The sequence below is a fragment of the Streptomonospora litoralis genome, from assembly GCF_004323735.1.
GTDB lineage: Bacteria > Actinomycetota > Actinomycetes > Streptosporangiales > Streptosporangiaceae > Streptomonospora > Streptomonospora litoralis.
Map to the genome: position 1 here is coordinate 5,488,972 of NZ_CP036455.1, position 24,541 is coordinate 5,513,512.

The window sequence follows — 24,541 nt, forward strand, 5'->3', positions numbered from 1 at the left end:
CCCGTACTCGCGTCATGACCGCCACCGGAGTCCGTGAATAAGGGTGGAGGCGCCGCGGCGCCGGACACCGCCGACGACGGGAGCCGAGTGGACATGTGGGGACGCGACACCGGCGGCTCCGAGCTCGCAGACAGCGTTGCTGCGCAACGCCGGCTGCGGGAGACGTGGGGCCGACGCAGCCGCGGGCGGCGCGGCGGGCTGCAGGAGGACTGGTGGAGTCCGGCGGTCGACGCCGTGTGCACCGCTGCCGTGCGCGGAAGCGGCCTGGCCGAGGCGTGTGGGCGGCTCGGCCAGGCGCGGGCCCGCGCCGGCATGCCCGTCGGCGAGGCGCTGGACGACCTCGCGGCGCTGTGCGACGCGCTGGGCCGCCCGCAGCCTCCGATCGAACTGGTGACGGCTTTGGCCGAAGGGTGGGTTGACGGCGGCCGCTGCCGCGAGGACTGCCGCGACCCGCTGACCGGCCTGACCACGGCGGCCTACCTGCGCACCCGGCTCACCGAGCTGTACCGCGGCGGCGGTCCGGGCGGCCCGCACGGTGGCGCGCTCGGCCATCGGTTCGTCGTCGTCGCGCTGCCCGCGGGCCTGGACCCGTGGCGGCGCACCGCCCGGCTCATCGTCCTCGGCCACGAGCTGGGCCGGTTCTTCTCCCGCGGCGAGACACTGGCGCTGCTGAGCCGCAGCCGACTGGCAGTGCTGGCGCCCGCCGCCACGAATCTGCAGGAGCGGCTGCGGCGGCTGGAGGACGACGTGTGCGCCGAACACGGCGCCTGCGTGCGGAGCCGGGCGCTGCCGTCGAGCTGCGCCGAGGCGCTGGCCCTTATCGACGACCCGGGGAGGGCGCCGATGTCCGGCGAGTAGAGGCTTTGCGACGCCGCCCGCACCGTGGCGCCCAGCAGAGGGGGCTGGGCCCGGTGCAGGCGGCTCGCCGGTCGGCGGAGCCCGTTGAGGGGCGGGCGCGCTCGACCGGCCGCCGGAGCCCTGCTCCGGCGCAACCACCGGCCAGGCGCGGCCTTCTGGCCCCGAGTGGGCGGCCGCAGGCACCGGCCGGTGGCACGGGCGCTACGGCGCCCCGGGAGGCGCGTCCGCATGGGGAGGCGGGCGCGCCTCCGCCTTCTCATGAGGCGCCGCGACTGCTCCGGAACGCGCATCAGGCGGGGGATGCAGCGGGGGAGGCATCCGGACGGCTCGGGTCCGCTGAGCGGCCTTGTTGGTCTACCGGGTAACGGGCGACCGCACGAGGAACGGCGGCGGCGACGGCGGCGGATGGCCGGGCCCGCGCCCACCGGACCGGGTGCCCGCCGGTGGCGGCGGCCGACGAGGGGCGGCGAGGACAGCGAAGGGCTGGGCCCGTGCCCAACAGGCCGGGTGCCCGCCGGTGACGGCAGTCGGCGAGGCGGCGAGGGCACCGCGGGGATGGCGCCTGCGCCCAACGGGCCGGGTGCTCGCCGGTGACGGCGGCCGGCGGGGCAGCGGCGCCGGCGGGGCCGGGCCTGCGGTGGTCGGGGCGGCGGTCACCGGCCCCGGCCGCGGGTAGTCAAGCCCCGAGGGCCGCCCGATTGTCGACGCCGGGCGGTCGGCGGCGGTCATGGAGCCGGGTCGCGGCCACGAGATGCACGCATGTGCGACGGTATCCGCCTCGGCGTCGCCACCGCGCCGTGCGAGCACCCGCAACCGCGCCCCGCCGTGCGGCCTCTGCCGGTTCGGGCCGGGTCGGACCACGGCGACACCCAGCCGGCGAACCGGCGCCGGTATGTCCGGTATGCCGGTTCATCCGGCGATGATCGTGAACTTATGGCCGCGGAATGCGCTTTCCGGCGACCATAAGTTCACGATAGACAGACTCGGCGGGACCGGTGCCGCCCAACGCAGGGTTTTAACCAGACAGCGGCCCCGGAGTTTGGCAAAAACCACGTGTTCGATGCACCGACCGGCCTGCGGCGGCCGAAGGCCGCCCTCCGCCGCCCCCGTCGCGCGCGCCACCCGCGGGCACCCGAACCGACAACCACAGGCCCGACCCACCGCCGACCTCGCCGCCGCTTTTCCCGAAGACCACCCGCACCCCGGCAGACCAACAAGGCCGCCCAGCCAACCCGAGCCGCCGCCACCGGCGAGCACCTGACCCGATCACCGCAGGCCCCGCCCACCGCCGACCTCGCCGCCGCTTTTCCCGAAGACCACCCCCACCACGGCAGCCCAACAAGGCCGCCCAGCAAACCCGAGCCGCCGCCCCCGCCGCAACCGCCACCGGCGAGCACCCGAACCGATGGGCACGGGGCACGGGCCCATCCATCCGCCCTCGTCGCCACCCCCGCCCCCGCCGCGAGACGGCCGCCCGCCGTGGACGCGGTGGCCCGCAGGCTGGTGTTTCCGCAGGCTGGTGGTTCCGCTTCGCCTGCGCTCACAGCATGCCGACCAGCTCCAGCAGGTCGTCCGCCAGCGCGGCGGCTCCCGCACCGCCGGTGCGGGGGGCTGCCTCCGAGCGGTCGAGCACGGGCCAGCCGCGCATCCGTGCCAGGCGCGCGCACGCCGCCGGTCCGGCGCCGGTGTTCAGGTAGCCGCAGGGGGCGTCCGGCCAGTCCGCGGCCATGGGCAACTGCTCGGTGTAGAACTCCGGGGGGCTCTCACGTGCGGGCGGTGCCGCGTCGCGCTCCGCCGCTTCGTCGCCGAGTTGAGCGGCGCGCAGGTCCTCGCGGGTGCGTGAACCCGGCTGGGGCAGCAGCGAGTCCACCAGCAGGTACCCGGCCACCGGCCGGTGCGCCGCCCGCCGGGCGGCGCCGATCTGGGGCAGTAGCGGCCCGGCCGCGCCCCAAGCGGCCAGCACGACGGGATCGGGCGGGTCGTGGCGGCGTATCTCCAGCGCGGCGCGGGCGATGTAGCGCGCCGCGTACGGCGGGCCGTCGTCGTCGGTGATCTCGGCCAGGTCCGTTTGCGTGCCGCGGCTGCGCAGTTCGTCGCGCAGACCGGCGTATTCCCCCGGCTCTTGCAGAGGGCTGTGCAGCAGGACCAGGCCGGGCTGCCGCGGGATCAGGGCCGGGTCTCCTCGACGAGCCAGTCGAGGTAGGCGGGGTTTCCGCCGTCGACGGGCACGGCGATGATCTCGGGCACGTCGTAGGAGTGCACGGACCGCAGGTGCTCGACCAGGTCGCCGAGGCGGTCGCGGGCGGTCTTCATCACCACCCGCCACTCCTGGTCGGCACAGATCTCGCCCTCCCAGCGGTAGTAGCTGGTGACGGCCGCCTCGACCTGGGCGCAGGCGACCAGGCGCCGGTCGACGACCGAGCGCGCGAGGTCGTCGGCGGACTCGCGGGTGTCGCTGGTGGTCTCGACGCGCACGTGCGCGCCCGCGTCGTCGCGCTCATCGGCCATCTCGGCCCAACTCCGATCTGCTGCTCGGCACACCGCCTCCGCCGCGTCGGTTCCGCACGGCCCGCACGCTCCGAGCGGTGGCCGGAGCGCTCTAGGCTCGGTGATCATGAGCGACCGCGACGAACTCCTTCGACACATCAACGATAAGGCCGTCGTCCGCGGCCGGGTGACCCTCTCCTCGGGCCGGGAGGCCGACTACTACGTGGACCTGCGGCGGGTGACCCTGGACGGCGCCGCCGCGCCGCTGGTGGGCCGGGCGGTGCTGGAGGCCACCGCGGATCTGGACTACGAGGCGGTGGGCGGGCTGACCCTGGGCGCGGACCCGGTGGCGGCGGCCGTGCTGCACTCCGCGGCCGCACAGGGCCGTCGGATGGACGCGTTCGTGGTGCGCAAGGAGGGCAAGGCGCACGGTCTGCAGCGGCGGATCGAGGGGCCGGACGTGGCCGGGCGCCGGGTGCTGGCGGTGGAGGACACCTCGACGACGGGTGGTTCGGTGATGACCGCGGTGGCGGCGCTGCGCGAGGCCGGCGCGGAGGTGGCGGGGGTCGCCGTCATCCTGGACCGCGGAGCCGGGGAGCAGGTGGCCGCGGAAGGCCTGGACTACCGCGCGGTGTTCCAGCCGGAGGAACTGCGGATCTGACCGCGCGACGGGAACGGAGTACGGGCGGCCAGGGGCCGCGGGGCCCCGCGGCAGGGGGGTCAGGGCTCGACGGTGAAGCTGTATCCGGGGTTCTCACCGGAGACGTCCTGGCGGTCTCCGTGGACGTAGACCTCGACCTCTCCCGGGCTGCCGATCGTGACGTTGAGCGTCTGGGACTCGTCGAAGCTGACGTACTCGTCGGTCCTGAGGGTGGTGTCCGCCAGCACGTCTCCGCCGGGCACCCGGACGACCACGTCGCTCGCGTCCCCGATCACCCGGATGTAGAGGGTGCCCGTCCGCACGTCGTCGGCCTGCTGGTCCGCGGAGGTACCGGCGTTCTCGGGTACGGCGGCCGCCCCGTCGGAGGGCAGCGACCTGTAGAGGAAGTAGCCGCCGAGGACCACCAGGGTGATGAAGAGCACGATCACTCCGCCGATGGCCAGCATCTGGCCGATGCCCCGCGGATCGTTGCGATGTCGTCCCACGATGCGAATGTAGCGTGTATCACGGGCGACATTCGACGGTAGGAGCCCACATACCTGACCGAACCCGGCCCTTCCGGCCGTTTCGGCCTGGTAAAAGCACAAGGAGTGACGTCGGGCGACAGACCGCGCCCGCCCGGGCGCATCCGGCCCGCGGTGCGGGGGCACCGCTCCCCCGATTTGGTCTAGACCTTTCGTTCCGCCGCGGACTTCGCGATACTTGCTCGGGCACCCCAATGGGTATTTCCGCATAAGAGAAGCGGTTCCGCGGAGACCGGCGGGACCGCCGCAAGACACTCCAGGCCAACCAGGGAGTCATCACCATGCCTATCGCTACCCCAGAGGTCTACACGGAGATGCTGGACCGCGCGAAGTCCCAGGGCTTCGCCTACCCGGCCATCAACGTGACCTCCAGCCAGACCCTCCACGCCGCGCTGCGCGGTTTCGCGGAGGCCGAGAGCGACGGCATCATCCAGGTCTCCACCGGCGGCGCGGAGTTCCTCTCCGGTGCGACCGTCAAGGACATGGTCACCGGTTCGATCGCCTTCGCCGAGTACGCCAAGGTCGTCGCCGAGAAGTACTCGGTCAACATCGCCCTGCACACCGACCACTGCCCCAAGGACAAGCTCGACGGCTTCGTGCGCCCTCTGCTGCGCGAGTCCTCCGAGCGCGTCGCCAAGGGGCAGCAGCCGCTCTTCCAGTCGCACATGTGGGACGGTTCGGCCGTGGAGCTGGAGGAGAACCTGCAGATCGCGGAAGAGCTGCTCGCCGCCTCCAACGCCGCCCGCACCATCCTGGAGATCGAGGTCGGCGTCGTCGGCGGCGAAGAGGACGGCGTCGTCGGCGAGATCAACGAGAAGCTCTACACCACGCCGGGTGACGCGCTGCGCACCGCCGAGGTGCTCGGCACCGGCGACAAGGGCTACTACATGACCGCGCTGACCTTCGGCAACGTGCACGGCGTCTACAAGCCGGGCCACGTCAAGCTGCGCCCCGAGGTCCTCAAGGAGGCCCAGGAGGCGGTGGCCGAGAAGCACGGCAAGACCAAGCCGTTCGACTTCGTCTTCCACGGCGGTTCGGGGTCCACGCTGGAGGAGATCCACGCGGCCATCGACTACGGCGTCGTGAAGATGAACATCGACACCGACACCCAGTACGCCTTCACCCGGCCCATCGCCGACCACATGTTCAGCAACTACGACGGTGTGCTGAAGATCGACGGCGACGTCGGCAACAAGAAGGCCTACGACCCGCGCGCCTACGGCAAGGCGGCCGAGGCCGGCATGGCCGCGCGCGTGGTCGAGGGCTGCCGCCAGCTGAAGTGCGCGGGCAACAAGATCAAGTAGTCCCGCACGCCATGCCGGTCCCCGGTTCCCCACGAACCGGGGGCCTGCGCGTGCCCGGTCGCCGAACATCCTTGGGCGGACGCGGCGGCCGGGCACGCCCCGGCACCCCCCGGTGGCGCGGGCGCGCCGCTGGCAGGATGGGGGCATGGATCCGCATCAGAACCTGCTCGGCGAACCGCCCGCCACCCACCTGCCCGAGGCCCCCCAGGCCGACGGGGCGCTGGCCGAGGCCGGCGACCCGGCCGAGGCCGCCGCCCGCTTCCCCGCCCATTCGGCGGCGTGGGCCGCGCTGGCCGAGCGCGCCTTCGCATCCGGCGACGCCGTCGCCGCCTACGCCTACGCGCGCACCGGCTACCACCGCGGCCTGGACCAGCTGCGCCGCTCCGGCTGGAAGGGACACGGGCCCGTCCCCTGGGAGCACGCGCCCAACCGCGGCTTCCTGCGCTGCCTGCACATGCTCGCCACCGCGGCCGCCGCCATCGGCGAGACCGACGAGGCGGAGCGCTGCTCGACGTTCCTGCGCGACAGCAGCCCGACGGCGGCCGAGGAGCTGAACGCCTGAGGCTTCACGCGGGGCCGGTACCCCGCCGGACCAGCCGCGCTGCAACACCGCAGCTCAGCGGCACCGGCGGGGAATCGTCCGCTTAACGCCCGCAACCGCGTCGTGTACGCTCAATGCGCAAGGGCCCCTGTCGCTTGCTTGCGCCAGGGGCTTGCTCATGTGCGGCGCACCGCGACCATCCACGGTCGGATCGAACGAATGAAGAGGTAGACCCGGATGCCGGCGATCACGCTCGTTGGAGCCCAGTGGGGAGACGAGGGCAAGGGGAAGGCCACCGACCTGGTCGGCAACCGCGTCGACTACGTGGTGCGCTACCAGGGCGGCAACAACGCCGGGCACACCGTGGTGATCGGCGACCAGAAGTACGCGCTGCACCTGCTGCCCTCCGGCATCCTCTCCCCCGACGTGGTGCCGGTTATCGCCAACGGGGTGGTGATCGACCCGGCGGTGCTGTTCGAGGAGCTGCGCGGCCTGCGCGAGCGAGGTGTGAGCACCGAGCGGCTGCTCGTCTCGGCCAACGCCCACATGATCATGCCCTATCACCGGGCGTTGGACAAGGTGACCGAGCGCTTCCTGGGCAAGGGCCGCATCGGCACCACCGGACGCGGCATCGGCCCCACCTACGCCGACAAGATCTCCCGCACCGGCATCCGCGTGCAGGACATGTTCGACGCCAAGATCCTGCGGCAGAAGCTCGAACTCGCGCTGCACGACAAGAACCAGGTGCTGACCAAGGTCTTCAACCGGCGCGGGTTGGACGTCGAGCAGGTCTTCGACGAGTACACGGGCTACGCCGAGGAGTTGCGCCCCTTCGTCGCCGACACCTCGTTGGAGCTGAACCGCGCGCTGGACGCCGGCAAGACCGTCTACCTGGAGGGCTCACAGGGCACCCTGCTGGACATCGACCACGGCACCTACCCGTTCGTGACCTCCTCCTCGCCCACCGCGGGCGGCGCCTGCGCGGGCGCGGGGCTCGGCCCGACACGCATCACCAAGGTCGTGGGCATCGTGAAGGCCTACACCACCCGCGTGGGTTCGGGCCCCTTCCCCACCGAGCTGCACGACGAGTGGGGGGACTGGCTGCGCCAGAAGGGCGGCGAGTACGGCGTCACCACGGGCCGCAACCGGCGCTGCGGTTGGTTCGACGCGCCCATCGCCCGCTACTCCACCCGCGTCAACGGCATCACCGACTTCTTCCTGACCAAGCTCGACGTGCTCTCGGGACTGGAGCGCATCCCGGTGTGCGTCGGCTACCAGGCCAACGGCACCCGCTACGACGAGATCCCGATGACGCAGACGGAGTTCCACCACGCCGTGCCCGTCTACGAGTACCTTGACGGCTGGAACGAGGACATCTCCCACGCCCGCAGCTTCGAGGAGCTTCCCAAGACCGCCCAGGCCTACGTGCGTACCCTTGAGGAGATGGCCGGAGCCCCGATCTCGGCGATCGGGGTCGGACCCGGGCGCGACCAGACCCTCGAACTGCGCTCCCTGGTCTGACCACCGCGAAAGTCCCCTGTCCTCCCCACGACAAACAAAGGGTCGCCTGAAGTGAAAGCCCTGGTCCTCGGCGGCGGTGGCCGCGAGCATGCCCTGGTCCGCGCGCTGTCCCTCGACCCCGGGGTGACCGACCTGCACTGCGCGCCGGGCAACCCCGGCACCTCCGAGCACGCCGACAACCACGTGATCAACCCCGTCGACGGCCTCGCGGTGACCGAGCTCGCCTCGCGCATCGGCGCCGAGCTCGTGGTGATCGGCCCCGAGGCGCCGCTGGTGGCCGGCGTCGCCGACGCTCTGCGCGACCGCGGTATCCCCGTCTTCGGCCCCGACCAGCAGGCCGCCCGCCTGGAGGGCTCGAAGGGCTTCGCCAAGGAGGTCATGGAGGCGGCCGGCGTACCCACCGCCCGCTCCCGGCTGTGCCGCTCACCCGGGCAGGCCGCCGAGGCTCTCGACGCGCTGGGACCGCCGTACGTGGTCAAGGACGACGGGCTGGCGGCCGGCAAGGGGGTCGTGGTCACCGAGGACCGCGGCGAGGCCGAGCGCCACGCGCGCGAATGCGGCCGGGTCGTCGTCGAGGAGTACCTGGACGGCCCCGAGGTGTCGCTGTTCGTGATGAGCGACGGCATCCATGCGCTGCCGATGCTGCCGGCCCAGGACTTCAAGCGCGCCTACGACGGCGACCGCGGGCCCAACACCGGCGGCATGGGCGCCTACACCCCGCTCGCGTGGGCCCCGGCCGGGATGGTCGACGAGGTCATGGAGTCGGTGGTGCGCCCCACCCTCACCGAGATGGCCCGGCGCGGAATCCGCTACCAGGGGCTGCTGTACGTGGGTCTGGCGCTGACCTCGCAGGGCCCGCGCGTGGTCGAGTTCAACGCGCGCTTCGGCGACCCGGAATGCCAGGTGCTGCTGGACCGGCTGGCCACACCCATCGGCGGTCTGCTGCAAGCGGCCGACACCGGCGGCATGGGCGCCAACGCCAAGCTGGAGTGGCGCGGCGGGGCGGCGGTGACGGTCGTGGTCGCCGCCGAGAACTACCCGGGCGAACCTGCCAAGGGCGACGTCGTCGGCGGCATCGGCGCCGCCTCCGCGCTGGACGGCGCCTACGTGCTGCACGCCGGCACCGCCTGGAGCGGAGCGCGCGACCTCGTCTCCGCGGGCGGCCGGGTGCTCGACGTCGTGGGTACCGGCGACACGCTCGCGCGCGCCCGCGAGCGCGCCTACCAGGCCGTGGGACGCATCGAACTGCGCGGCTCCTTCCACCGCACCGACATCGCCGAGCGGGCGGCGGCCGAGGCCGACTGACCGACCCCCGCGCTCCGGAGGCGGGCGCCTGTGGACCGCGGAGGCGCCCGTTCCCCGACACCTGCGAAGATGGGCGGGTGATCGAGCGCTATACCCTTCCGGAGATGGGCCGGGTCTTCTCCGACGCCCACAAGTACGAACTCTGGTGCCGGGTCGAGACCCTGGTGCTACAGGCCCACGCCGCCGACGGCACGGTGCCCGCCGACGCGGTCGATCCGGTACGCGCCGCGCCGCCGCCCACCGCGGAGCGGGTCGCCGAGATCGAGGCCGTCACCCAGCACGACGTCATCGCGTTCTTGACCGCGTGGGCCGACAACACCGAGCCGCGCGAGGCGGCGGCCTGGGTGCACTTCGGGATGACCTCCTCGGATCTGCTGGACACCGCTCTGGCCGCGCAGCTGGTCGAGGCCACCGACATCCTGCTGGCCAAGGCCGACACCCTGGTGGCCGCGCTGCGCGACCACGCCCTGGAGCACCGGGGCACGCTGCGCGTCGGCCGCACGCACGGCATCCACGGCGAGCCCGACGTGTGGGGCCACCGCGTCGCCGACTTCGCGTTCGGGCTGGCCCGCTCGCGCGACCGGCTGCGCCGCGCCCGCGAGGCCGTGGGGGTGATGGCGATCTCCGGGCCGGTGGGCACCTACTCCAACATCGACCCGCGCGTGGAGTCCTACGTCGCCGAGCACATGGGGCTGCGCCCGGCTGAGGTATCGACGCAGGTGGTGCTGCGCGACGGCATATCCGAGTGGGTCTCGTGCCTGGCGATCACGGCCACCGTGTGCGAGGCGATCGCCCTGGAGGTGCGCCACGGCCAGCGCACGGAGGTGCGCGAGCTGTGGGAGCCCTTCGGCAAGGGGCAGAAGGGCTCCAGCGCGATGCCGCACAAGAAGAACCCCATCCTCTCGGAGCGCATCTGCGGCATGGCGCGCAACGTGCGGGCCCAGATCGTGCCGGTGATGGAGGGCATCCCGCTGTGGCACGAGCGCGACATCTCCCACTCGTCCACCGAGCGGATCTCGCTGCCCGACGCCGCCGTCGGCACGGATTACCTGCTGCATCTGACCACGCGGCTGGTGACCGGCCTGGTGGTGGATACGGACCGGATGCGCGCCAACCTCGACTCCACCCACGGCCTGATCTACTCCTCCACCGTTGTCTCGGAGCTGATCGAGACCGGGGCCTCGCGCGAGGACGTGTACGCGCTCGTACAGGCCGCCGCGATGCGCACCTGGGACTCGGGCACGCCGTTCCGCGAGACGCTGCGTGAGGAGGCCGCGCAGCGCGGCGTCGCGCTCGACGAGGGACGCCTGGACGAAGTGTGCCGTCCCGAGCGGTTCGTGCGGCGGCTCGATCCCGTCTTCGACCGCCTGGCGAAGCTGAGCTGAGACCGGGCGGGCCGGGCTCGGCGGCTCCTGCCCGCCCGGTCCGCCCGTCCCCGCTCAGCGGCGCAACTTTTTGTTCGCGCCGCCTTGACCCGCCGTGGCCGCCCGGTCGGCGTGACACGCCCGGGGTGCGCGGATGCGGCACGTCGCACACTCCCCGGCGGACGGCGCGAAGCGACCGCCGCCGGGCCCGCGTCGGCGCCGGTCACAGCCGCGGCGCGGGCGCGGCCCGCCGCGATCCGCAGCGGATCGGCAGGTGATCCCGCCCACCTTGTCGGCGAACGCCACGCGCAGGACATACAGTGGTACCCGTCCTTTGCCCGGCCCCCTGGAAGCCCAGCACCCCGCAAAGGGCGCCTCAACAATCCGCCATCTCCGAAACCGGCACGGCGACCTGGCGAAACGCCCGCATCGCCGCGATCGGCATGATGGTGGCCTCAGCGGGCACACGACCCGTAGTGCCACTTGCGCGCCATGAACCCGATTTCGGACACCCTGCGATGGCTACCAGGTTGAGCCCGCCTCGTCGGAACACTCCGCCTGCTATCCGCGTCTGAGAACGCACAGAACGTCCGACGAGAACCAAGCCCGACACCTACACCTAAACTGCCTCACGAAGGAGCACAGAGCATGGGCCAGGAGGTTCGTTACCGCGTCCGTGGCGGCCGCCCCCTCAACGGGACGGCGTTCATCCAGGGCGCGAAGAACGCCGTGCTGCCGATGATCGGCGCCGCCCTGCTCGCGGCCAAGGGACGCACGGTGCTGCGCAACGTCCCGATAATCGAGGACGTGAAGCGCGCCCTGGAACTCGCCGAGCACATCGGGGCCAAAGTGGAGTTCCACGAGGCCGAGCGCACGGTGGTGATCGACGCCTCCCGGCTCAACGATCCCGAGCGCGCCGTCCTGCCGGCCGACATCGCCTCGCGCTTCCGCGGCTCGGTGCTGTTCGTCCCCGCGCTCATGCACCGCATGAGGCAGGCTCGGATCGAGGGCGTCGGCGGCTGCAATCTCGGCAGCCGGAAACTCGACTTCCACTACCGCGGCTTCGCCCGCCTCGGCGCCGAGGTCACCGAGGACGACGCCCGCAACCACATCAACATCAAGGCGGACAACCTCCGCGGCGGCCACCTCTACCTGGACACCCCCTCGCACACCGGCACCGAGAACCTCATCATGGCCGCGGTCCTGGCTCCGGGCACCACGGTCATCGAGCACGCGGCGCTGGAGCCCGAGGTGCTCGACGTCATCGAGTTCCTGACCCGCATGGGCGCGAAGATCCGCGGCGGCGGCACCGGCTTCATCACCGTCGAGGGCGTCGATGAGCTCACGGCGGTCGAGCACACCATCATGTCCGACCGCATCGACTCCGGCGTGTTCGCGATGATGGCGGCGGCCACCGGCGGCGAGGTCAGCCTCGTCGGGGCGCACCTGGAGCACCTGGGCGTCGCCCGGTGGAAGCTGGAGCAGATGGGCGTGGAGTTCGCCCAGCAGGGCGCCGTGCTGCACGTGCGGCGCGACGCCGGGTCCCCGCTGCGCCCGATCAACGCCGTGACCTCGCCCTACCCGGGTTTCGCCACCGACCTGCAGTCGCCGCTGATGGCGCTGGCAACCATGGCCGAGGGCGAGAGCTACCTGCACGAGGCCATCTACGACGGCCGCTTCGCGCTGGCCGACGAGCTGATCAAGATGGGCGCGAAGATCGAGGTCGACGGCACCCGGGCCATCGTCCACGGCCACACCGCCCTGCGCGGCACCCCGGTCGTCGCCCACGACCTGCGCACCGGAGCCGCGCTGGTGCTCGCCGCACTCGTCGCCGAAGGCGAGACCGAGGTGGCACCTGGCTACCTGGTCGACCGCGGGCACGCGCAGTTCGAGAAGCGCCTGCTCGCGCTGGGCGCGGACGTCGTGCGCGAAAACGCCTGATTACAGACTGAATTCCCAGTTCGAGCCGGGGTGGGAGCACCGCCTCCCACCCCGGCCTTTCAGCGTTCTGTGTGAAACGATCTTCATTGGCCCCGCACAATGGGTACGATCTCGGCAACCATGCCGTGACAGGGAACAGGTTCGGGAAAACCAGTGGGCGCACATAGTGAAGAGCGTGGAATGGTAGCGGGGAGCAGCCCGAGGTGAGTGCGCAGCGTACTGGCGATCTGACGATTGGCGTCATCGGGCCCCATGAGGTGGTGGAGCGCGTCATGCTCATGGGACCGGGGTCCACGGGACCACTCAACGCCAGACTGATCGCCGCCGCGTATCGAGACGAGCAAGAGGCGACCGACAAGGTGCTGCGCCTGGGGTCGGCGATCGACGCGTATCTGTTCGCCAGCCCCGTCCCTTATGAGTTCGCACGGAAAGCGGGCGTGCTGACCATGCCTGCCACTTACGTGCCTCTCGGCGGCGCCAGCCTGCACGAGGCCCTGCTGCGGGCCACGCTGGACGAGCGGCTCGACCCCACCCGCGCGAGCCTCGACGTCCTCAGCCGCACCGATGTCGTCGAGGCGTACTCCGAGGTGGACCTGCCCGTCGACGGCATCCACGTCCACGAGGAACTCACCAGCACGGCCCAGCTCACTTCCTTCCACGAAGGACTCTGGCGGCGCAAGTCCACACGCATGGCCATCACCTGCGTGCGCGGGGTCGCCGAGCGGCTGGAGGCCATGGGCGTGCCGGTGACCCGGCTGCGGCCCACCAACGCGGGTGTGCGCAGCGCGCTGCAGACCGCCGGGCTGCTGGGTGCCCACCACAGGCTGGAGGAGGCGCAGCTGGGTGTGGTCATCGTCGACGTGCCCACCCTCCGCGACTCCACGCGGCGCTCGACGCCCCGCTACTGGCGCGACGAGCTGCGCCTGTCGCTGCAGCGGCTGCTGCTGCAGGAGGCGCACCGCATCAACGCCACAGCGCACCCGGTCGACGACCACACGTTCATGGTCACCGCTACCCGCGGGTCGCTGGTGAGCGCGACCGAGGGGTTCCGCCAGCCGCCGTTCGTGGAGCGGATCAAGGCCGAGCTGGGCATCGCGATCGAGGTGGGGATCGGCATGGGCCGCACCACTCAGGACGCCGAGACCCACGCGCGCGCCGCGCTGAGCCGCGCTCAGGCCACGCGGCAGAGCTTCGCGGTCGACCGCGAGGGCCGATCGCTGGTTCCCGCGCAGCGGGCGCCTCAGCGCCAGTCGCCGGAGCCGCTGCGCACGAAGGGCCGCGAGACCCTGCTGCGGCTCTCGGAGAAGATCGCCGAGGAGGACGGCCCGCTCGTGGTCGACGCGGAGAACGCCGGGCGGATGCTCGGTGTCACGCCGCGCACGGCGCGCAGGCTGCTGCGCACGCTGGTCGAGGAGGGGCTGGCGTGGCCCCTGCCGCCCAACCGCACGCTGCAGCCGGGGCGCCCGCGCCAGCTCTACCGGCTCATCCTGGAGAAGCTGGACAAGGACAAGGCCGGCAAGTAGCGGGGGACCGGCCGGCGGCCGGTCCCCCGTCGTCGATCTCGTACCCGTTGCCAGGTCGGAGGCCGGCGAGCACGGGTACGAGACCGACGCGCCGCTCAGTCGCGGTTGCGGCGCGGGAACTCGCGGGCGACGTCGAGGAAGGCGTCGTTCTCGTCGGGCGCGCCGACGCTGATCCGCAGGCCCTCCCCCGGGAACGCGCGCACGGCCACCCCGGCGTCCTCGGCCGCCGCGGCGAAGGCGGCGGTGTCCTCGCCCATCCGCAGCCACACGAAGTTGGCCTCGGTCGGCGGCACTTCCCAGCCGTCGGCGAGCAGCGCGTCGCGCACCCGCTCGCGCTCCTTGGCGGTCGTGGCCACGCGCTCCAGCAGCTCGTCCTCGGCGGCCAGCGAGGCCACGGCCGCGGCCTGGGCGACGTGGTTGACCGCGAAGGGGACCATGGTCTTGCGCACCGCGGCGGCGATGTGCGGCCGGGCGACGAGGAAGCCCACGCGCAGCGCGGCCAGACCGTAGGCCTTGGAGAACGTGCGCAGCACCGCGACGTTGGGCCGGTCGCCGAAGCGGGTGATGCCGTCGGGCACCTGCGGGTCGCGGACGTATTCGCGGTAGGCCTCGTCGAGCACCACCAGCACGTGCTCGGGCACCCGGTCCAGGAACGCGGCCAGCTCGGACTCGCGCACGGCGGTGCCGGTGGGGTTGTTCGGGTTGCACACGAATACGGCCCGGGTCCGGTCGGTGACGGCCTCGGCCAGGGCGTCGAGGTCGTGGGTCTCGCCGCGCAGCGGGACGGTCACCGCGGTCGCGCCGGACAGCTCCACCAGGAGGGGGTACGCCTCGAAGGACCGCCACGCGTAGACGACCTCGGTACCGGGTTCGGCGACGGCCTCCAGCACCTGCTGCAGCAGGCCGACCGAGCCGGCGCCCAGGGCGATGCGGTCCTCGTCCACGCCGAACCGACCGGCCAGCGCCGAGGTGAGCTCGGCCGCCGCCGCGTCGGGGTAGCGGTTCAGATCGGCCGCCGCGGCCGCCACCGCCTCCAGCACGGACGGCAGAGGGCCGTAGGGGCTTTCGTTCGACGAAAGCTTGACCGACCTGCCGCTCGGCGCGACGACCTTGCGCCCCGGCTTGTAGGCGGGGATCGTGCCGAGCACGTCCCGCAGATATGGCGAATTCGGCTCGGACACCAACACCGCCGTCCTTCCTCGATACTCTGTGCAAGATCCAGGCTACTTTCGGCGACAAACGCCCGGGAGGAGCGCCTGCGGACCTCAGCGGCAATATCGCACAGAAGAGGAAACGGCACCATGGAGTACCCCCTGACCGCACGAAGGGTGGCGCTTTCGGCACTGGCCGTATGCGCCGTCGCCGCGGCGACCGCCTGCGGCGGCGCCCAAGGCGACGAGGCCGCACAGCAGGACCCCAACGCCGAGGAGGCCCAGCGGCTGCACAGCGCCCAACTGGCGCAGTTCGGCGACGCCAAGGTGGCCCCCGACCGCAGCGAGACGGGCACCTACTCCCAGCTGAGCACCACCCGCCAGACCGACAAGCTGCGCAAGACCGCGGAGCTCGACAAGCCCCGGTGCATGGAGGCGGCCAACCAGTGGGCGGAGCTGCCCGAGGTGCGCAAGGCGCCGACCTCGCTGGCCACCTACGCGCGCGGCGACGACACCATCACCCACACCCTGATCAAGGTGTCCGAGGAGACGGCTGCAGAGGTCGTCGGCGCCGCGCCCCCTGAGGGGTGCGACGAATACTCGGCAACCATGGAGGACGGGTCGACGACCTCGTACTCGCTGCAGGAGGTCGAACTGGAGCAGGAGGTCGCCGACGGCTCGCGCGCGTTCGCCGTCGAGACCGCGCTCGGCGGCGAGACCGTATGGCTCTACAGCCTGGTCTACCGCAACGGCGGCCTGCTGGGCACCACGTCGATGCTGGGGCCCAACGCCGAGGACGACTACCGCGAGACCATCACCGCCTTCACGGAGAAGGCCGTGGAACGCGAGGAAGAGGTGCTGGCGTAGTCGCGGCGCGGCGGTGCGGGGGCGAGACCGGCACGTCGGGCACAGGGACACGAGGGGCGAAAGCGAACGCTTGCGGCCCCGGCCCCGGAGCGCGCGGGGCGGTTGTACACAACCCGCCGTGAGACGGGTGGCGCACGCGTCCACCCATCCACTAGAGTACCGGTTGATCGAACACAAGTTCGAGAAAGGAGTGGGGGGCATGACCACGGCAGCGCACGTCCCAGGTCGGACCGCGCCTCGGCCCGGCGGGGTCGGGCGCGCCCCCCACTCCCCTTTCGACGACCGCATGGCGCTGCGCCGTGTCGACTGGGACGCCCCGTCGTCTGCGGCTTTCTACCGCTCTCTAGAAGCCGCGCTAGAACCGCGTATAGAGTCCGATGGCATGGACCCCGTGCGCAACCCTTACGCCCCCGGCGCCGGCCAGCGTCCCCCCGAACTCGCGGGCCGCGAGCGCGAACTCCGCCAGTTCGAGGTCGTGCTCGAACGCGTGGCGCGGGGGCGCCCGGAGCGCAGCACGGTGCTGACCGGCCTGCGCGGCGTCGGGAAGACGGTCCTGCTGAACGCCTTCCGGTCGATGGCCATCCAGCGCCTCTGGGGCACCGGCAAAATCGAGGCACGCCCCGAGCAGTCCATCCGGCGCCCGGTGGCGGCCGCGCTGCACATGGCCCTGCGCGAGCTCGCACCCCGCCACCGCGCGCCCGACCGCATCGAGCACGTACTTGGCGTGCTGAAGGCGTTCGCGCAGGCCAAGTCCGACGACGGCGCGGGGGCGAAGGCCGCCAAGGGCGGCCCGCGCTGGCAGCCGGGCATCGACGTCCCCGCGGTACGCGGCCGGGCGGACTCCGGCGACCTCGAAATCGACCTGATGGAGCTGTTCGTCGACGCCGCCTCGATCGCCACCGACCTCGGGGTGGGGATCGCGCTGTTCATCGACGAGATGCAGGACATCACGCCCGACGACATCTCGGCGCTGTGCACGGCCTGCCATGAACTCTCGCAGAACGGCGGCCCGCTGATCGTGGTCGGCGCCGGACTGCCGCACCTGCCCGCGGTGCTGTCGGCCGGCAAAAGCTACTCCGAGCGCCTCTTCAGCTACACCCGCATCGACCGGCTGAGCCGCAGCGCCGCCGACTACGCGCTCACCGCACCGGCCGACGAGGAGGGGGTCGACTTCGGACCGGAGGCGCTTGAGGCGCTCTACCGGGTCTCCGACGGCTTTCCGTTCTTCGTGCAGGCCTACGGCAAGGTCACCTGGGACCACGCGCTGCGCAGCCCCATAACCGCCGAAGACGTCGAGATCGCCGCCCCCGAGGCGGAGGAGGAACTCGCCGTCGGCTTCTTCGGCAGCCGCTACGAGCGCGCCACCCCGGCGGAACGCGACTACATGCGTGCCATGGCCTCGCTCGGCGACGAGCCGGTGCAGACCACAGACGTCGCCACCTCACTGGGCCGCCGCCCGTCGAGCCTTTCCCCCGCCCGCGACAGCCTGATCAAGAAGGGGCTCGTCTACAGCGCCGAACGCGGCACGATCGCGTTCACCGTTCCCCACTTCGGCAGGTTCCTGCGCCGTCAGCCGGACTGACAGAGGTCAGGTGAGGTCGCTCTTGCCCCGTATCAACACATCTAACATTTTCACTATAAACAGCTAGACAACGCGAGACAGGCGCCGGACTCGCGCTCTCTATGGACGTCTAGAAAATCATCTAGAAACTGCTATACGGAACCATAGTCCACTGTCCACGGGCATCACGCGGTATGGGAAACGGTGGCTGGACGGAGAGGAGCGCACCCGCCAGCCAGGCGGGCGGCTACCTCCAAGCCCGGTCCTTTAGGGCCTCTAGGGCCGGGTCAAGTTGACGTGGGAACCTGGGAGTCGGCCGCCGTACCGCGGCCCTGTTTGCGGGTGCCGCCAACCTGCCAACCGTCGGACGGGAGGGACACCTTCACGCCGCTTCCACCGGCTCCACCGCGGCGGCCGGTGTCGGCGGGACCGCCCAGCACCGACAGCACCGCGCCCGTGTCGGGGGCGGTGATCACCGCACGGACAGCCGGGTGTCGGCCCTCCAGCGGGACACCGAACACCACGTCGACCACCCGGCCGTTGCGGTGCCCGGTGAACAGCGCGAACCTCCAGCAGCCCTGGCGCCACACGTCGACGGGTTCGGCCCGGGTCACGACCGCGGTGTTGGCGCGCCAGACGTCGCTGGCCCGCAGCCGCGACAAGGTCCGCTTCACCGGTACCTCCCGCACGGCGCAGGGGACGCGGCGCGTGGCGCGGCGGGCCAGTTCTACCAGTTCCGGGGAGAGCGCGCCGATGAGCAGCGCCTCGACCGCGATTACCGCCGCGTGGCCGGGCGTCGCCCCGGAAACCACGCCGACCGCCGTCGTCGGCAGTCCCACAGTCGCGAGGGCGGCCGCACCGAGCAGCGCGCTGCGGGCGATGCTCCGCCAGTCGACGGGAGTCGTACTGAGGCCGCCGAAGCAGCCGCACCCGGTCTCCGGCGCCGTGCGCCGCAGTGCCGCCAGCGCCGCGACTCCGCCGGCGAACAGCACGGCGGCCGCGATCCGGGCGGCCCCGCCCACCGCCCCCGCGGCGCCGATCAGCGCGAGCGCGATCACCGCTTCGGCGGTGCCCTGAACCGGCGTGGCCACGCGGCGCCACCGGACGGGCAGGAGCACCGCCGGTCCCTGGCCGCGCGGTGAGCGGTCGGCGAGTTTCGCCGCCGCGCCCAGCAGCAGCATCACCGCCAGAACGGGCAGTTGGGATTCGCGGACTACATCGAGCACGGGTCATCACCCCACGGTCAAGGTCGCGTTGAAGCAGCCGGACTCCGGCCGCCCGCCGAGCGCCAGAAAGCTCGCCAGCGTCAGTTGCGCGATGCGGCCGTCCCCGCCGGAGTCGCAGGTCGCGCAGCGGTCGCAGAAATGCGCGGTCACCGAGGCGCAGTCGACCACCGGCAGAACGGCGGAATCGCCGGTGCAGTCGTTGTCCAGGGTGACCGCGGTCCCCCGGGACAGCAGCGGCAGCGGTCGGCAACTTCGCACGCGGTCGCACGCGTCGCCGCAGTCGCTCCCGCCGTCCAGCGCCGGGTAGGCCGCCCCGCGCAGACCGGAAAGCGCGGTATCGCCGACGGCGGGGTCGTACCAGGCGACCGACCCGTGTACCCGGTTGCCGACGTTGCGCGGCACCTGCGGCGGCGCCGCGTCCCACACCGGGAACGGCGGCTGAGTCGCCGCCGGGAGCGAGGCGTGGACGACGCCGTCCTCCCACATACCGATGGCGTCGAACAGGTAGCCGGGTCGCAGAGCGGGCAGCCGGACGCCCATCCGCCCGGAGGAGCGGTACGGGATCACCACGGGGCGGCGCGCGCCCGTGTGGCCGGTGTCGATCTCCAGCGTGTCCCCGGAACGGGAGGCGATCACGCCGGTCACGCGGGCTATGCGCACCCAGATCCGCTCGGCGACCCAGCGGCCCGCGCGGCACTTCACGACCACGTCGTCGCCGATGCGCAGCCCCGACAGGCCGACCTCGCGGCCGCGCCAGAACGTCGTCGCCGCCTCGAAGAGGAACTTCTCTTCGCCGCGGTCGGTGGCGACGCCGATCACGTGGGGTGAGACGTCGGTGATCACACCGCGGGCGACCGGGTCCGGGTCCGGCACCGCAGTGGGCTCGGGTGCGGCGTGTTCTCCCAGCACAGCGGCGGTATAGCGCCGCCGCGCACGCGTATCGGCCGGCACGGGCCCTCCTCCCACCGGGTACCCGACCATTGTCGCCCTCCGCGGTCCGCTCACCGCGCCACACGCCGAGGCGGGGTGCAGTCGGGCGGCGTTTTCCCCGCTCAGCCGTGGTTCGGAAGCTCCTCGTCGCGAAACGCCCGAAGCACCACATCCCCCTCGTTCCGACACGCCGTGCCACACAGGCGTCGAACACCCCATTTGTGCAGAGATGGGGTCGGAAAGAGCTGGCGATTACCGCCACCGTGACACAGTGAGATCACGAGGGCGATGTGCGTCGGGGATGCGCGCCGGGCCGGGCGACGGGGCGCGCTCCAGCGGATCCGGGTCGGTGATCGCGTGACGGGAACAGCACGGAAGACCAGGTACGAGGAATTCTCCGCCTACGTCAGCGACCGCGGTCCGGCTCTGCTGCGCATGGCACGGTCGCTGGCCAACAACCGCTCCGACGCCGAGGACCTGCTGCAGGCCGCGCTCATCAAGACCTTCTTCGCCTGGGACAGGATCTCCAGCCCCAACGCCCGCGACGGCTATGTGCGCCGTGCGATGGTCAACACGCAGATCTCCGAGTGGCGCCGCCAGCGCGTGGCCGTCTACCCGACGGACGAAATCCCCGACCAGCGCGTCGACGACCCCACCTGGAAGACCGACCTGGCCGACACCGTCCACCGCGCCATCGGCCGCCTGCCCGATCGCCAGCGGACCGTGGTGGTGCTGCGGTACTACGAGGACATGACCGAGGCGCAGATCGCCGCCCGGCTGGGGGTCACGCTCGGCACCGTCAAGAGCACCCTCTCGCGCGCCGTCACCAAGCTCCGCCAGGACGCCGACCTCACCATCGACCGCGCCACGTCCTGACCCCCGCGCCCGCCCACCGCGCCACCAGGCGCTCGTTTTGCACCAAGGGGCACGCGCTCGGTACTCTTATCCCAGCCAGGAGGCTTCGCCTAGTCCGGTCTATGGCGCCGCACTGCTAATGCGGTTAGGGTTCACGCCCTTCCGGGGTTCAAATCCCCGAGCCTCCGCAGGTGAGAGAAGGCCCGTCGCGCAAGCGGCGGGCCTTTTTCGTGGGCCGACGGCGGCCGGGCGAGGCAGACGCGCCTCCGACGGGTCCGCGTCGCAAACTCGAAGCCGATGCGCGCGCGGACGGAGGGCTCCCACCGCCCTCCTGCGCCTGGTGGCCAGGTCGCGACCTGGTGGCCTGGCTGCAGTCGGCGCCACCTGGACATTCCGCTCGACGGCGGCGCGGGGCCCGGATCGGATGCGACGGTCGTCCCATGTCGGGAGGACGAAACGAGGTCCATGTCATCGACCGGTCCGAGTGGGGCGCCAGGCCCCCGCGGAACCGGCAGTACGTCTCGTGGGACGCCCGGGTCGAGTTCATCGTGCACCACTCCGCCGGCCCCACCGACCAGTCTGTCCGCTCCATCCAGGATTTCCACCTCGACGAGCGCGGGTGGGCGGACATCGGCTACAACCTCCTCGTGGACGACGCCGGAAACGCCTACGAAGGCCGCGGCTGGCTCGTTGTCGGCGCACACGCGGTCGGCCACAACGTCTCCGGGATCGGAGTCTGCTACATCGGCCGAAACAACCCCACGTCGGCGGCGAAGGCCGCCATCCGCGCCCTGTACGAGGAGGCGTGCGAGCGGGCCGGCCGGAGGTTGGCGGCCAAGGGGCACCGCGATGTCAACGAGACGACCTGCCCCGGCGACGAACTGTACGCCTGGGTGCACGACGGCATGCCCGCGAACGGTTTCAGAAACGGAGGTCACGACGTGATCGGTCTGCAGATGGGCGACAGGGGCGAGGGGGTCGAGGCGCTGCAGGCCCTCATCCTCTACGCCGGCGGTGAACTGCCCCGCTACGGTGTCGATAGCCGATACGGCGAGGAGACCGCCGAGGCCCTGCGCCAGGTGCGCAAGTCGGTGGGCTCGGAAGCGGCGGAGGGCTACGGCGACAGGGTCACCGGCTACGCCTACGCCCAACTGATCCAGGCGGTCGCCCGTCATCAGGACTGACGGGGCGCGGTATCCGGTCCGCCCCGGCCGAGCGCGCCCCGGGCCGAGCTCGCCAGGATGCCTCAGCTCGCGCCGTGCGATGGCCGAACGGACCCCGGGCGGCCCCGGCGGACAGCATCGCCGTTGCACGGCGTGCCCGCCGCCTCACCGCGGGGCGGTCGACACGCGGACCGAGCCGGTTCCGCCGAGGATCTGCCAGGAATTGGCGAGGACCTGCGGTAGCGGGAGGAAGTCGCGTTCGGCGGGGGTGGTGATCTCGCCGACGGGATCCAGGGCGGCGAAGACGCACCAGCCCTTGCCGGCGACCCTGCAGGACCAGGGGAGGAGTTCGGCGGGCATGTCGCCGGGCCGCGCGGCGTCGGTCTCCGGTTCCAGCGCGATTCCGCGCCGCTCGGCTTCGCGCTGCATCACGCGTGCGGCGTGTTCGCCCGCGTTCAGGTGCGTCACGTGTGACTCCCATCGAGGATCGCCGCCGACGCCGCCGCCGGGGATGCGGACGGGTTCCGTCGTGGCACGACGATAGTGGGTCGGTCGCCGTTCGGGAGCCGCGGACGCGAAGGTTTCTGCCTCTGCCCCTGAGTCGGCGGGTGGAGGGGGCGGGGCACGCCGGCCGCCTCCGGACCGCCGGCGTCGGGAGGCGGCCGCGCGGGCCGAGCGGCAGGGCGGCCGGGCGGCGGCTATCCGCCCTTCGCCCCCTCCTGCAGCAGGCGGCTGGTGAGGGCGCGCACCCGCTGCATGCGTGTGCCGCCCTCGTCGACCGCGGTGTGCGAGATCGCGCCCTCGAGCAGCAGGAACACGTGCTCGGCCAGGTCTTCGGCGTCGGCGCGCGGAACGTCCGCCCTGATCAGCTCCGCCAGGCGGGCGCGCACCGCGCGCTTGTGCTCCCTGATGACCGACCACCCGGCGTGGTCCGGCGGCAGCTCGGCGGCGGCGTTGAGGAACGCGCAGCCGCGGCCGGCCTCCAGCCGCGGGTGTGCGATGTAGGCGTCGACCAGGGTGAGCGTGCGCGGCGGCGGCGCCTCGGCCAGGCGCTCTTCGAGGTAGGCCCACCAGCTCTCGTGGCGCCGGCGCAGGTAGTGCACCACCAGCTCGTCCTTGGAGCCGAAGCGGTCGTAGAGGGTCTTCTTCGTCACCCCCGCCGTGTCGGCGACCAGTGCCACACCCACCGCGTTGATGCCCTCGCGGTAGAACAACCCGCCCGCGGCGTCGAGGATGCGCCGCCCCGCGGGTGTCATGTCCGCTCGTTTCGTCATACAGGTCACTATACCTACCGGTGGGTTGACTGTGCCCTATTCAGCGAGCACGCTGGAAAGTATACCGATCGGTATACAGAAGGGGGTCGACCATGGTCGGGCAGCGGACGGACGGCGGCGCCTCGCCGACAGCAGCAAGCACCGGAGCGGCGGGCGTGCCCGCGGCCGGGCTGGCCGCCGCCGGCCTCGCGCTCATCGCCGCCTGCTACGGGCTCGCGCGGTTCGCCTACGGGCTGTTCGTGCCCGCGTTCAGCATCGAATTCGGTCTCGGAGCCGCCCAGGCGGGCGCCATCGCGTCCGCCGGCTACACGGGCTACTGCGCCGCCGTCGTCACCGCGTCGATCGCCACCGCGCGCCTGGGTCCGCGCGCCGTGGCCGCCGCGGCAGGGGCGGCGGCCACGGCGGGAACGGCGCTGATCGCCGCCGCGCCGGGTGCCGGGGTGCTCTGCGCGGGGGTGGTGCTCGCGGGCGTGAGCAGCGGTGCGGCGTCGCCGCCGCTGGCCCAAGCGGTGGCGCGCTGGGTGGCGGCGGAGCGGTCCGACCGGGTGCAGAGCGTCGTCAACTCCGGGACCGGACTGGGCGTCATGGTCTCCGGTCCGCTCGCGCTGCTCTTCGCCGAGGAGTGGCGGCTGTCGTGGGCGGCGTTCGCGGTCGCGTCGGCCGCCGCCGCGGTGTGGACGGCCGCCGTGATCCCGTCGCACCGCTTCGGCGGCCCGGTCGGGCGCGGCGGGCCCCGCGGCGATCCGAGAACCGTGCGCGCCCCGGTGCCGCGGCGGTTCTCCGTGCCGCGCCTCGCGCCCGGGGCCGTGCGGCTGCTCGCCGCCGCGGCCGCGATGGGCGCGGCCAGCTCGGCGGTGTGGACTTTCGGCCGCGACGTCGCCGTCAGCCAGGGCGCGAGCGCTTCGGCGTCCACGGTCATGTGGATCGTGCTCGGCGGCGCCGGCCTCCTCGGCGCGCTGACCGGCGACGCCGGCGCCCGCATCGGCCTCGGCCGCGCCTGGGCGATCGGCATGGCGGGCCTGGCGGCGGCGACCTTCGGCCTGGCGCTGGCCTCGGGCGGTGTCCCCGCCATCTACGTCGCGGGCGGCCTGTTCGGCGCCGTCTACATCGCACTGAGCGGACTGCTGCTGCTCTGGGGCACCTACGTCTACTCCGACGCGCCCGCGTTCGGGGTCGGTGCCGCGTTCCTGCTGATCGCCGCCGGGCAAGCCGCCGCATCCCCGGTCATCGGCATGCTCAAGGAGGCGTTCGGCCCGACGGCCGCCTTCGCCGCCGCGGCGGCCCTTGCGGTCGCGGGCGCCGTGCTCGGTCCGCCGCGCAAGGCCCCATCGGGCGGCGGGCTCTCCGGAGGAACGCGGCGACCGGGCGCGGCCTCCACCCGGTGTCCGGCGGGCGATAAGTCGCGCTCCCGCATCCGGGGGCACCGTCGCGGGTAGCAGTGACGAACCGCGGCACCTGGTCCACAGCCGTGTGGAGGAAAGGGGG

Annotated in this window: 22 protein-coding genes and 1 tRNA gene; 15 read left to right on the plus strand and 8 right to left on the minus strand. The window is 72.4% G+C overall.

The window, feature by feature from the left end:
• Positions 1-93: 93 nt before the first annotated feature.
• Positions 94-858, plus strand: a complete 765-nt coding sequence (locus tag EKD16_RS23400; RefSeq protein WP_207391625.1) for a hypothetical protein — start codon at positions 94-96, stop codon at positions 856-858.
• A 1,540-nt stretch (positions 859-2,398) separates the two neighbouring features.
• Here EKD16_RS23400 and EKD16_RS23405 read toward each other — a convergent pair.
• Both EKD16_RS23405 and cutA read right to left on the minus strand, forming a co-directional pair.
• Positions 2,399-2,821: a hypothetical protein gene (locus tag EKD16_RS23405; protein ID WP_131101452.1), complete on the minus strand. Its 423-nt coding sequence runs from the start codon at positions 2,819-2,821 to the stop codon at positions 2,399-2,401.
• Between the two features lie 203 nt (positions 2,822-3,024).
• On the minus strand, positions 3,025-3,366 hold the full coding sequence (gene cutA / locus EKD16_RS23410; RefSeq protein ID WP_131101454.1) for a divalent-cation tolerance protein CutA: 342 nt from the start codon (positions 3,364-3,366) through the stop codon (positions 3,025-3,027).
• A 106-nt stretch (positions 3,367-3,472) separates the two neighbouring features.
• On the opposite strand from cutA, the gene pyrE reads away from it, so the two are divergent.
• Positions 3,473-4,006 (plus strand): orotate phosphoribosyltransferase, encoded by a 534-nt coding sequence (pyrE, locus tag EKD16_RS23415; protein ID WP_131101456.1) that lies wholly within the window; start codon positions 3,473-3,475, stop codon positions 4,004-4,006.
• Positions 4,007-4,065: 59 nt separating this feature from the next.
• On the opposite strand, the gene EKD16_RS23420 is transcribed toward pyrE, so the two are convergent.
• Entirely contained in the window at positions 4,066-4,491 is a 426-nt protein-coding gene (locus EKD16_RS23420; protein WP_341351859.1) for a RodZ domain-containing protein, read from the minus strand.
• A gap of 320 nt (positions 4,492-4,811) precedes the next feature.
• On the opposite strand from EKD16_RS23420, the gene fbaA reads away from it, so the two are divergent.
• From fbaA to EKD16_RS23455, 7 genes are all read left to right on the plus strand, one after another.
• Positions 4,812-5,834 carry a class II fructose-bisphosphate aldolase gene (gene fbaA, locus EKD16_RS23425; RefSeq protein ID WP_131101458.1) on the plus strand — a complete coding sequence of 341 codons (1,023 nt, stop codon included), beginning with the start codon at positions 4,812-4,814 and terminating at the stop codon, positions 5,832-5,834.
• A 145-nt stretch (positions 5,835-5,979) separates the two neighbouring features.
• Positions 5,980-6,396: a DUF3151 domain-containing protein gene (locus tag EKD16_RS23430; RefSeq protein WP_131101461.1), complete on the plus strand. Its 417-nt coding sequence runs from the start codon at positions 5,980-5,982 to the stop codon at positions 6,394-6,396.
• Positions 6,397-6,612: 216 nt separating this feature from the next.
• Complete coding sequence (locus EKD16_RS23435) at positions 6,613-7,896, plus strand: adenylosuccinate synthase (RefSeq protein WP_131101463.1); 1,284 nt, start codon at positions 6,613-6,615, stop codon at positions 7,894-7,896.
• Between the two features lie 51 nt (positions 7,897-7,947).
• The gene (gene purD, locus EKD16_RS23440) at positions 7,948-9,201 is read left to right on the plus strand and encodes a phosphoribosylamine--glycine ligase (RefSeq protein ID WP_131101465.1); all 1,254 of its coding nucleotides are present in this window, start codon (positions 7,948-7,950) and stop codon (positions 9,199-9,201) included.
• A 77-nt stretch (positions 9,202-9,278) separates the two neighbouring features.
• Positions 9,279-10,586, plus strand: coding sequence for an adenylosuccinate lyase (gene purB, locus EKD16_RS23445; RefSeq protein ID WP_131101467.1), 1,308 nt, complete (start codon positions 9,279-9,281; stop codon positions 10,584-10,586).
• A gap of 627 nt (positions 10,587-11,213) precedes the next feature.
• Complete coding sequence (gene murA, locus EKD16_RS23450; protein WP_131101469.1) at positions 11,214-12,506, plus strand: UDP-N-acetylglucosamine 1-carboxyvinyltransferase; 1,293 nt, start codon at positions 11,214-11,216, stop codon at positions 12,504-12,506.
• Between the two features lie 272 nt (positions 12,507-12,778).
• Positions 12,779-14,029, plus strand: coding sequence for a transcriptional regulator (locus EKD16_RS23455; RefSeq protein WP_242677140.1), 1,251 nt, complete (start codon positions 12,779-12,781; stop codon positions 14,027-14,029).
• Between the two features lie 95 nt (positions 14,030-14,124).
• On the opposite strand, the gene hisC is transcribed toward EKD16_RS23455, so the two are convergent.
• Complete coding sequence (gene hisC / locus EKD16_RS23460; RefSeq protein ID WP_131102898.1) at positions 14,125-15,213, minus strand: histidinol-phosphate transaminase; 1,089 nt, start codon at positions 15,211-15,213, stop codon at positions 14,125-14,127.
• 117 nt (positions 15,214-15,330) lie between these two features.
• On the opposite strand from hisC, the gene EKD16_RS23465 reads away from it, so the two are divergent.
• Both EKD16_RS23465 and EKD16_RS23470 read left to right on the plus strand, forming a co-directional pair.
• Positions 15,331-16,047, plus strand: a complete 717-nt coding sequence (locus EKD16_RS23465; protein WP_131101471.1) for a hypothetical protein — start codon at positions 15,331-15,333, stop codon at positions 16,045-16,047.
• Between the two features lie 382 nt (positions 16,048-16,429).
• Positions 16,430-17,629 (plus strand): ATP-binding protein, encoded by a 1,200-nt coding sequence (locus EKD16_RS23470; RefSeq protein ID WP_131101473.1) that lies wholly within the window; start codon positions 16,430-16,432, stop codon positions 17,627-17,629.
• A 266-nt stretch (positions 17,630-17,895) separates the two neighbouring features.
• Here the strand turns inward: EKD16_RS23470 and EKD16_RS23475 are convergent, their stop codons facing one another.
• Together EKD16_RS23475 and EKD16_RS23480 are read right to left on the minus strand one after the other, a co-directional pair.
• A complete protein-coding gene (locus EKD16_RS23475) occupies positions 17,896-18,834 on the minus strand; it encodes a MauE/DoxX family redox-associated membrane protein (RefSeq protein WP_207391387.1) in 939 nt (312 codons plus the stop codon).
• A gap of 6 nt (positions 18,835-18,840) precedes the next feature.
• A complete protein-coding gene (locus tag EKD16_RS23480) occupies positions 18,841-19,785 on the minus strand; it encodes a hypothetical protein (protein WP_131101475.1) in 945 nt (314 codons plus the stop codon).
• Positions 19,786-20,121: 336 nt separating this feature from the next.
• Here EKD16_RS23480 and EKD16_RS23485 point away from each other — a divergent pair, with 336 nt between their 5' ends.
• The 3 genes from EKD16_RS23485 to EKD16_RS23495 all read left to right on the plus strand — a co-directional run bounded on the left by EKD16_RS23485 (position 20,122) and on the right by EKD16_RS23495 (position 21,803).
• Positions 20,122-20,640 (plus strand): SigE family RNA polymerase sigma factor, encoded by a 519-nt coding sequence (locus EKD16_RS23485; protein WP_131101477.1) that lies wholly within the window; start codon positions 20,122-20,124, stop codon positions 20,638-20,640.
• A 78-nt stretch (positions 20,641-20,718) separates the two neighbouring features.
• Positions 20,719-20,807: transfer RNA gene (locus tag EKD16_RS23490), tRNA-Ser, on the plus strand.
• A 252-nt stretch (positions 20,808-21,059) separates the two neighbouring features.
• Positions 21,060-21,803: a peptidoglycan recognition protein family protein gene (locus EKD16_RS23495; protein ID WP_131101479.1), complete on the plus strand. Its 744-nt coding sequence runs from the start codon at positions 21,060-21,062 to the stop codon at positions 21,801-21,803.
• A 144-nt stretch (positions 21,804-21,947) separates the two neighbouring features.
• Here the strand turns inward: EKD16_RS23495 and EKD16_RS23500 are convergent, their stop codons facing one another.
• Together EKD16_RS23500 and EKD16_RS23505 are read right to left on the minus strand one after the other, a co-directional pair.
• Positions 21,948-22,250 (minus strand): hypothetical protein, encoded by a 303-nt coding sequence (locus EKD16_RS23500; RefSeq protein ID WP_131101481.1) that lies wholly within the window; start codon positions 22,248-22,250, stop codon positions 21,948-21,950.
• Between the two features lie 230 nt (positions 22,251-22,480).
• Positions 22,481-23,056 (minus strand): TetR/AcrR family transcriptional regulator, encoded by a 576-nt coding sequence (locus EKD16_RS23505; protein WP_131101483.1) that lies wholly within the window; start codon positions 23,054-23,056, stop codon positions 22,481-22,483.
• Positions 23,057-23,148: 92 nt separating this feature from the next.
• On the opposite strand from EKD16_RS23505, the gene EKD16_RS23510 reads away from it, so the two are divergent.
• Positions 23,149-24,492 carry an MFS transporter gene (locus EKD16_RS23510; RefSeq protein WP_131101485.1) on the plus strand — a complete coding sequence of 448 codons (1,344 nt, stop codon included), beginning with the start codon at positions 23,149-23,151 and terminating at the stop codon, positions 24,490-24,492.
• Positions 24,493-24,541 lie beyond the last annotated feature (49 nt).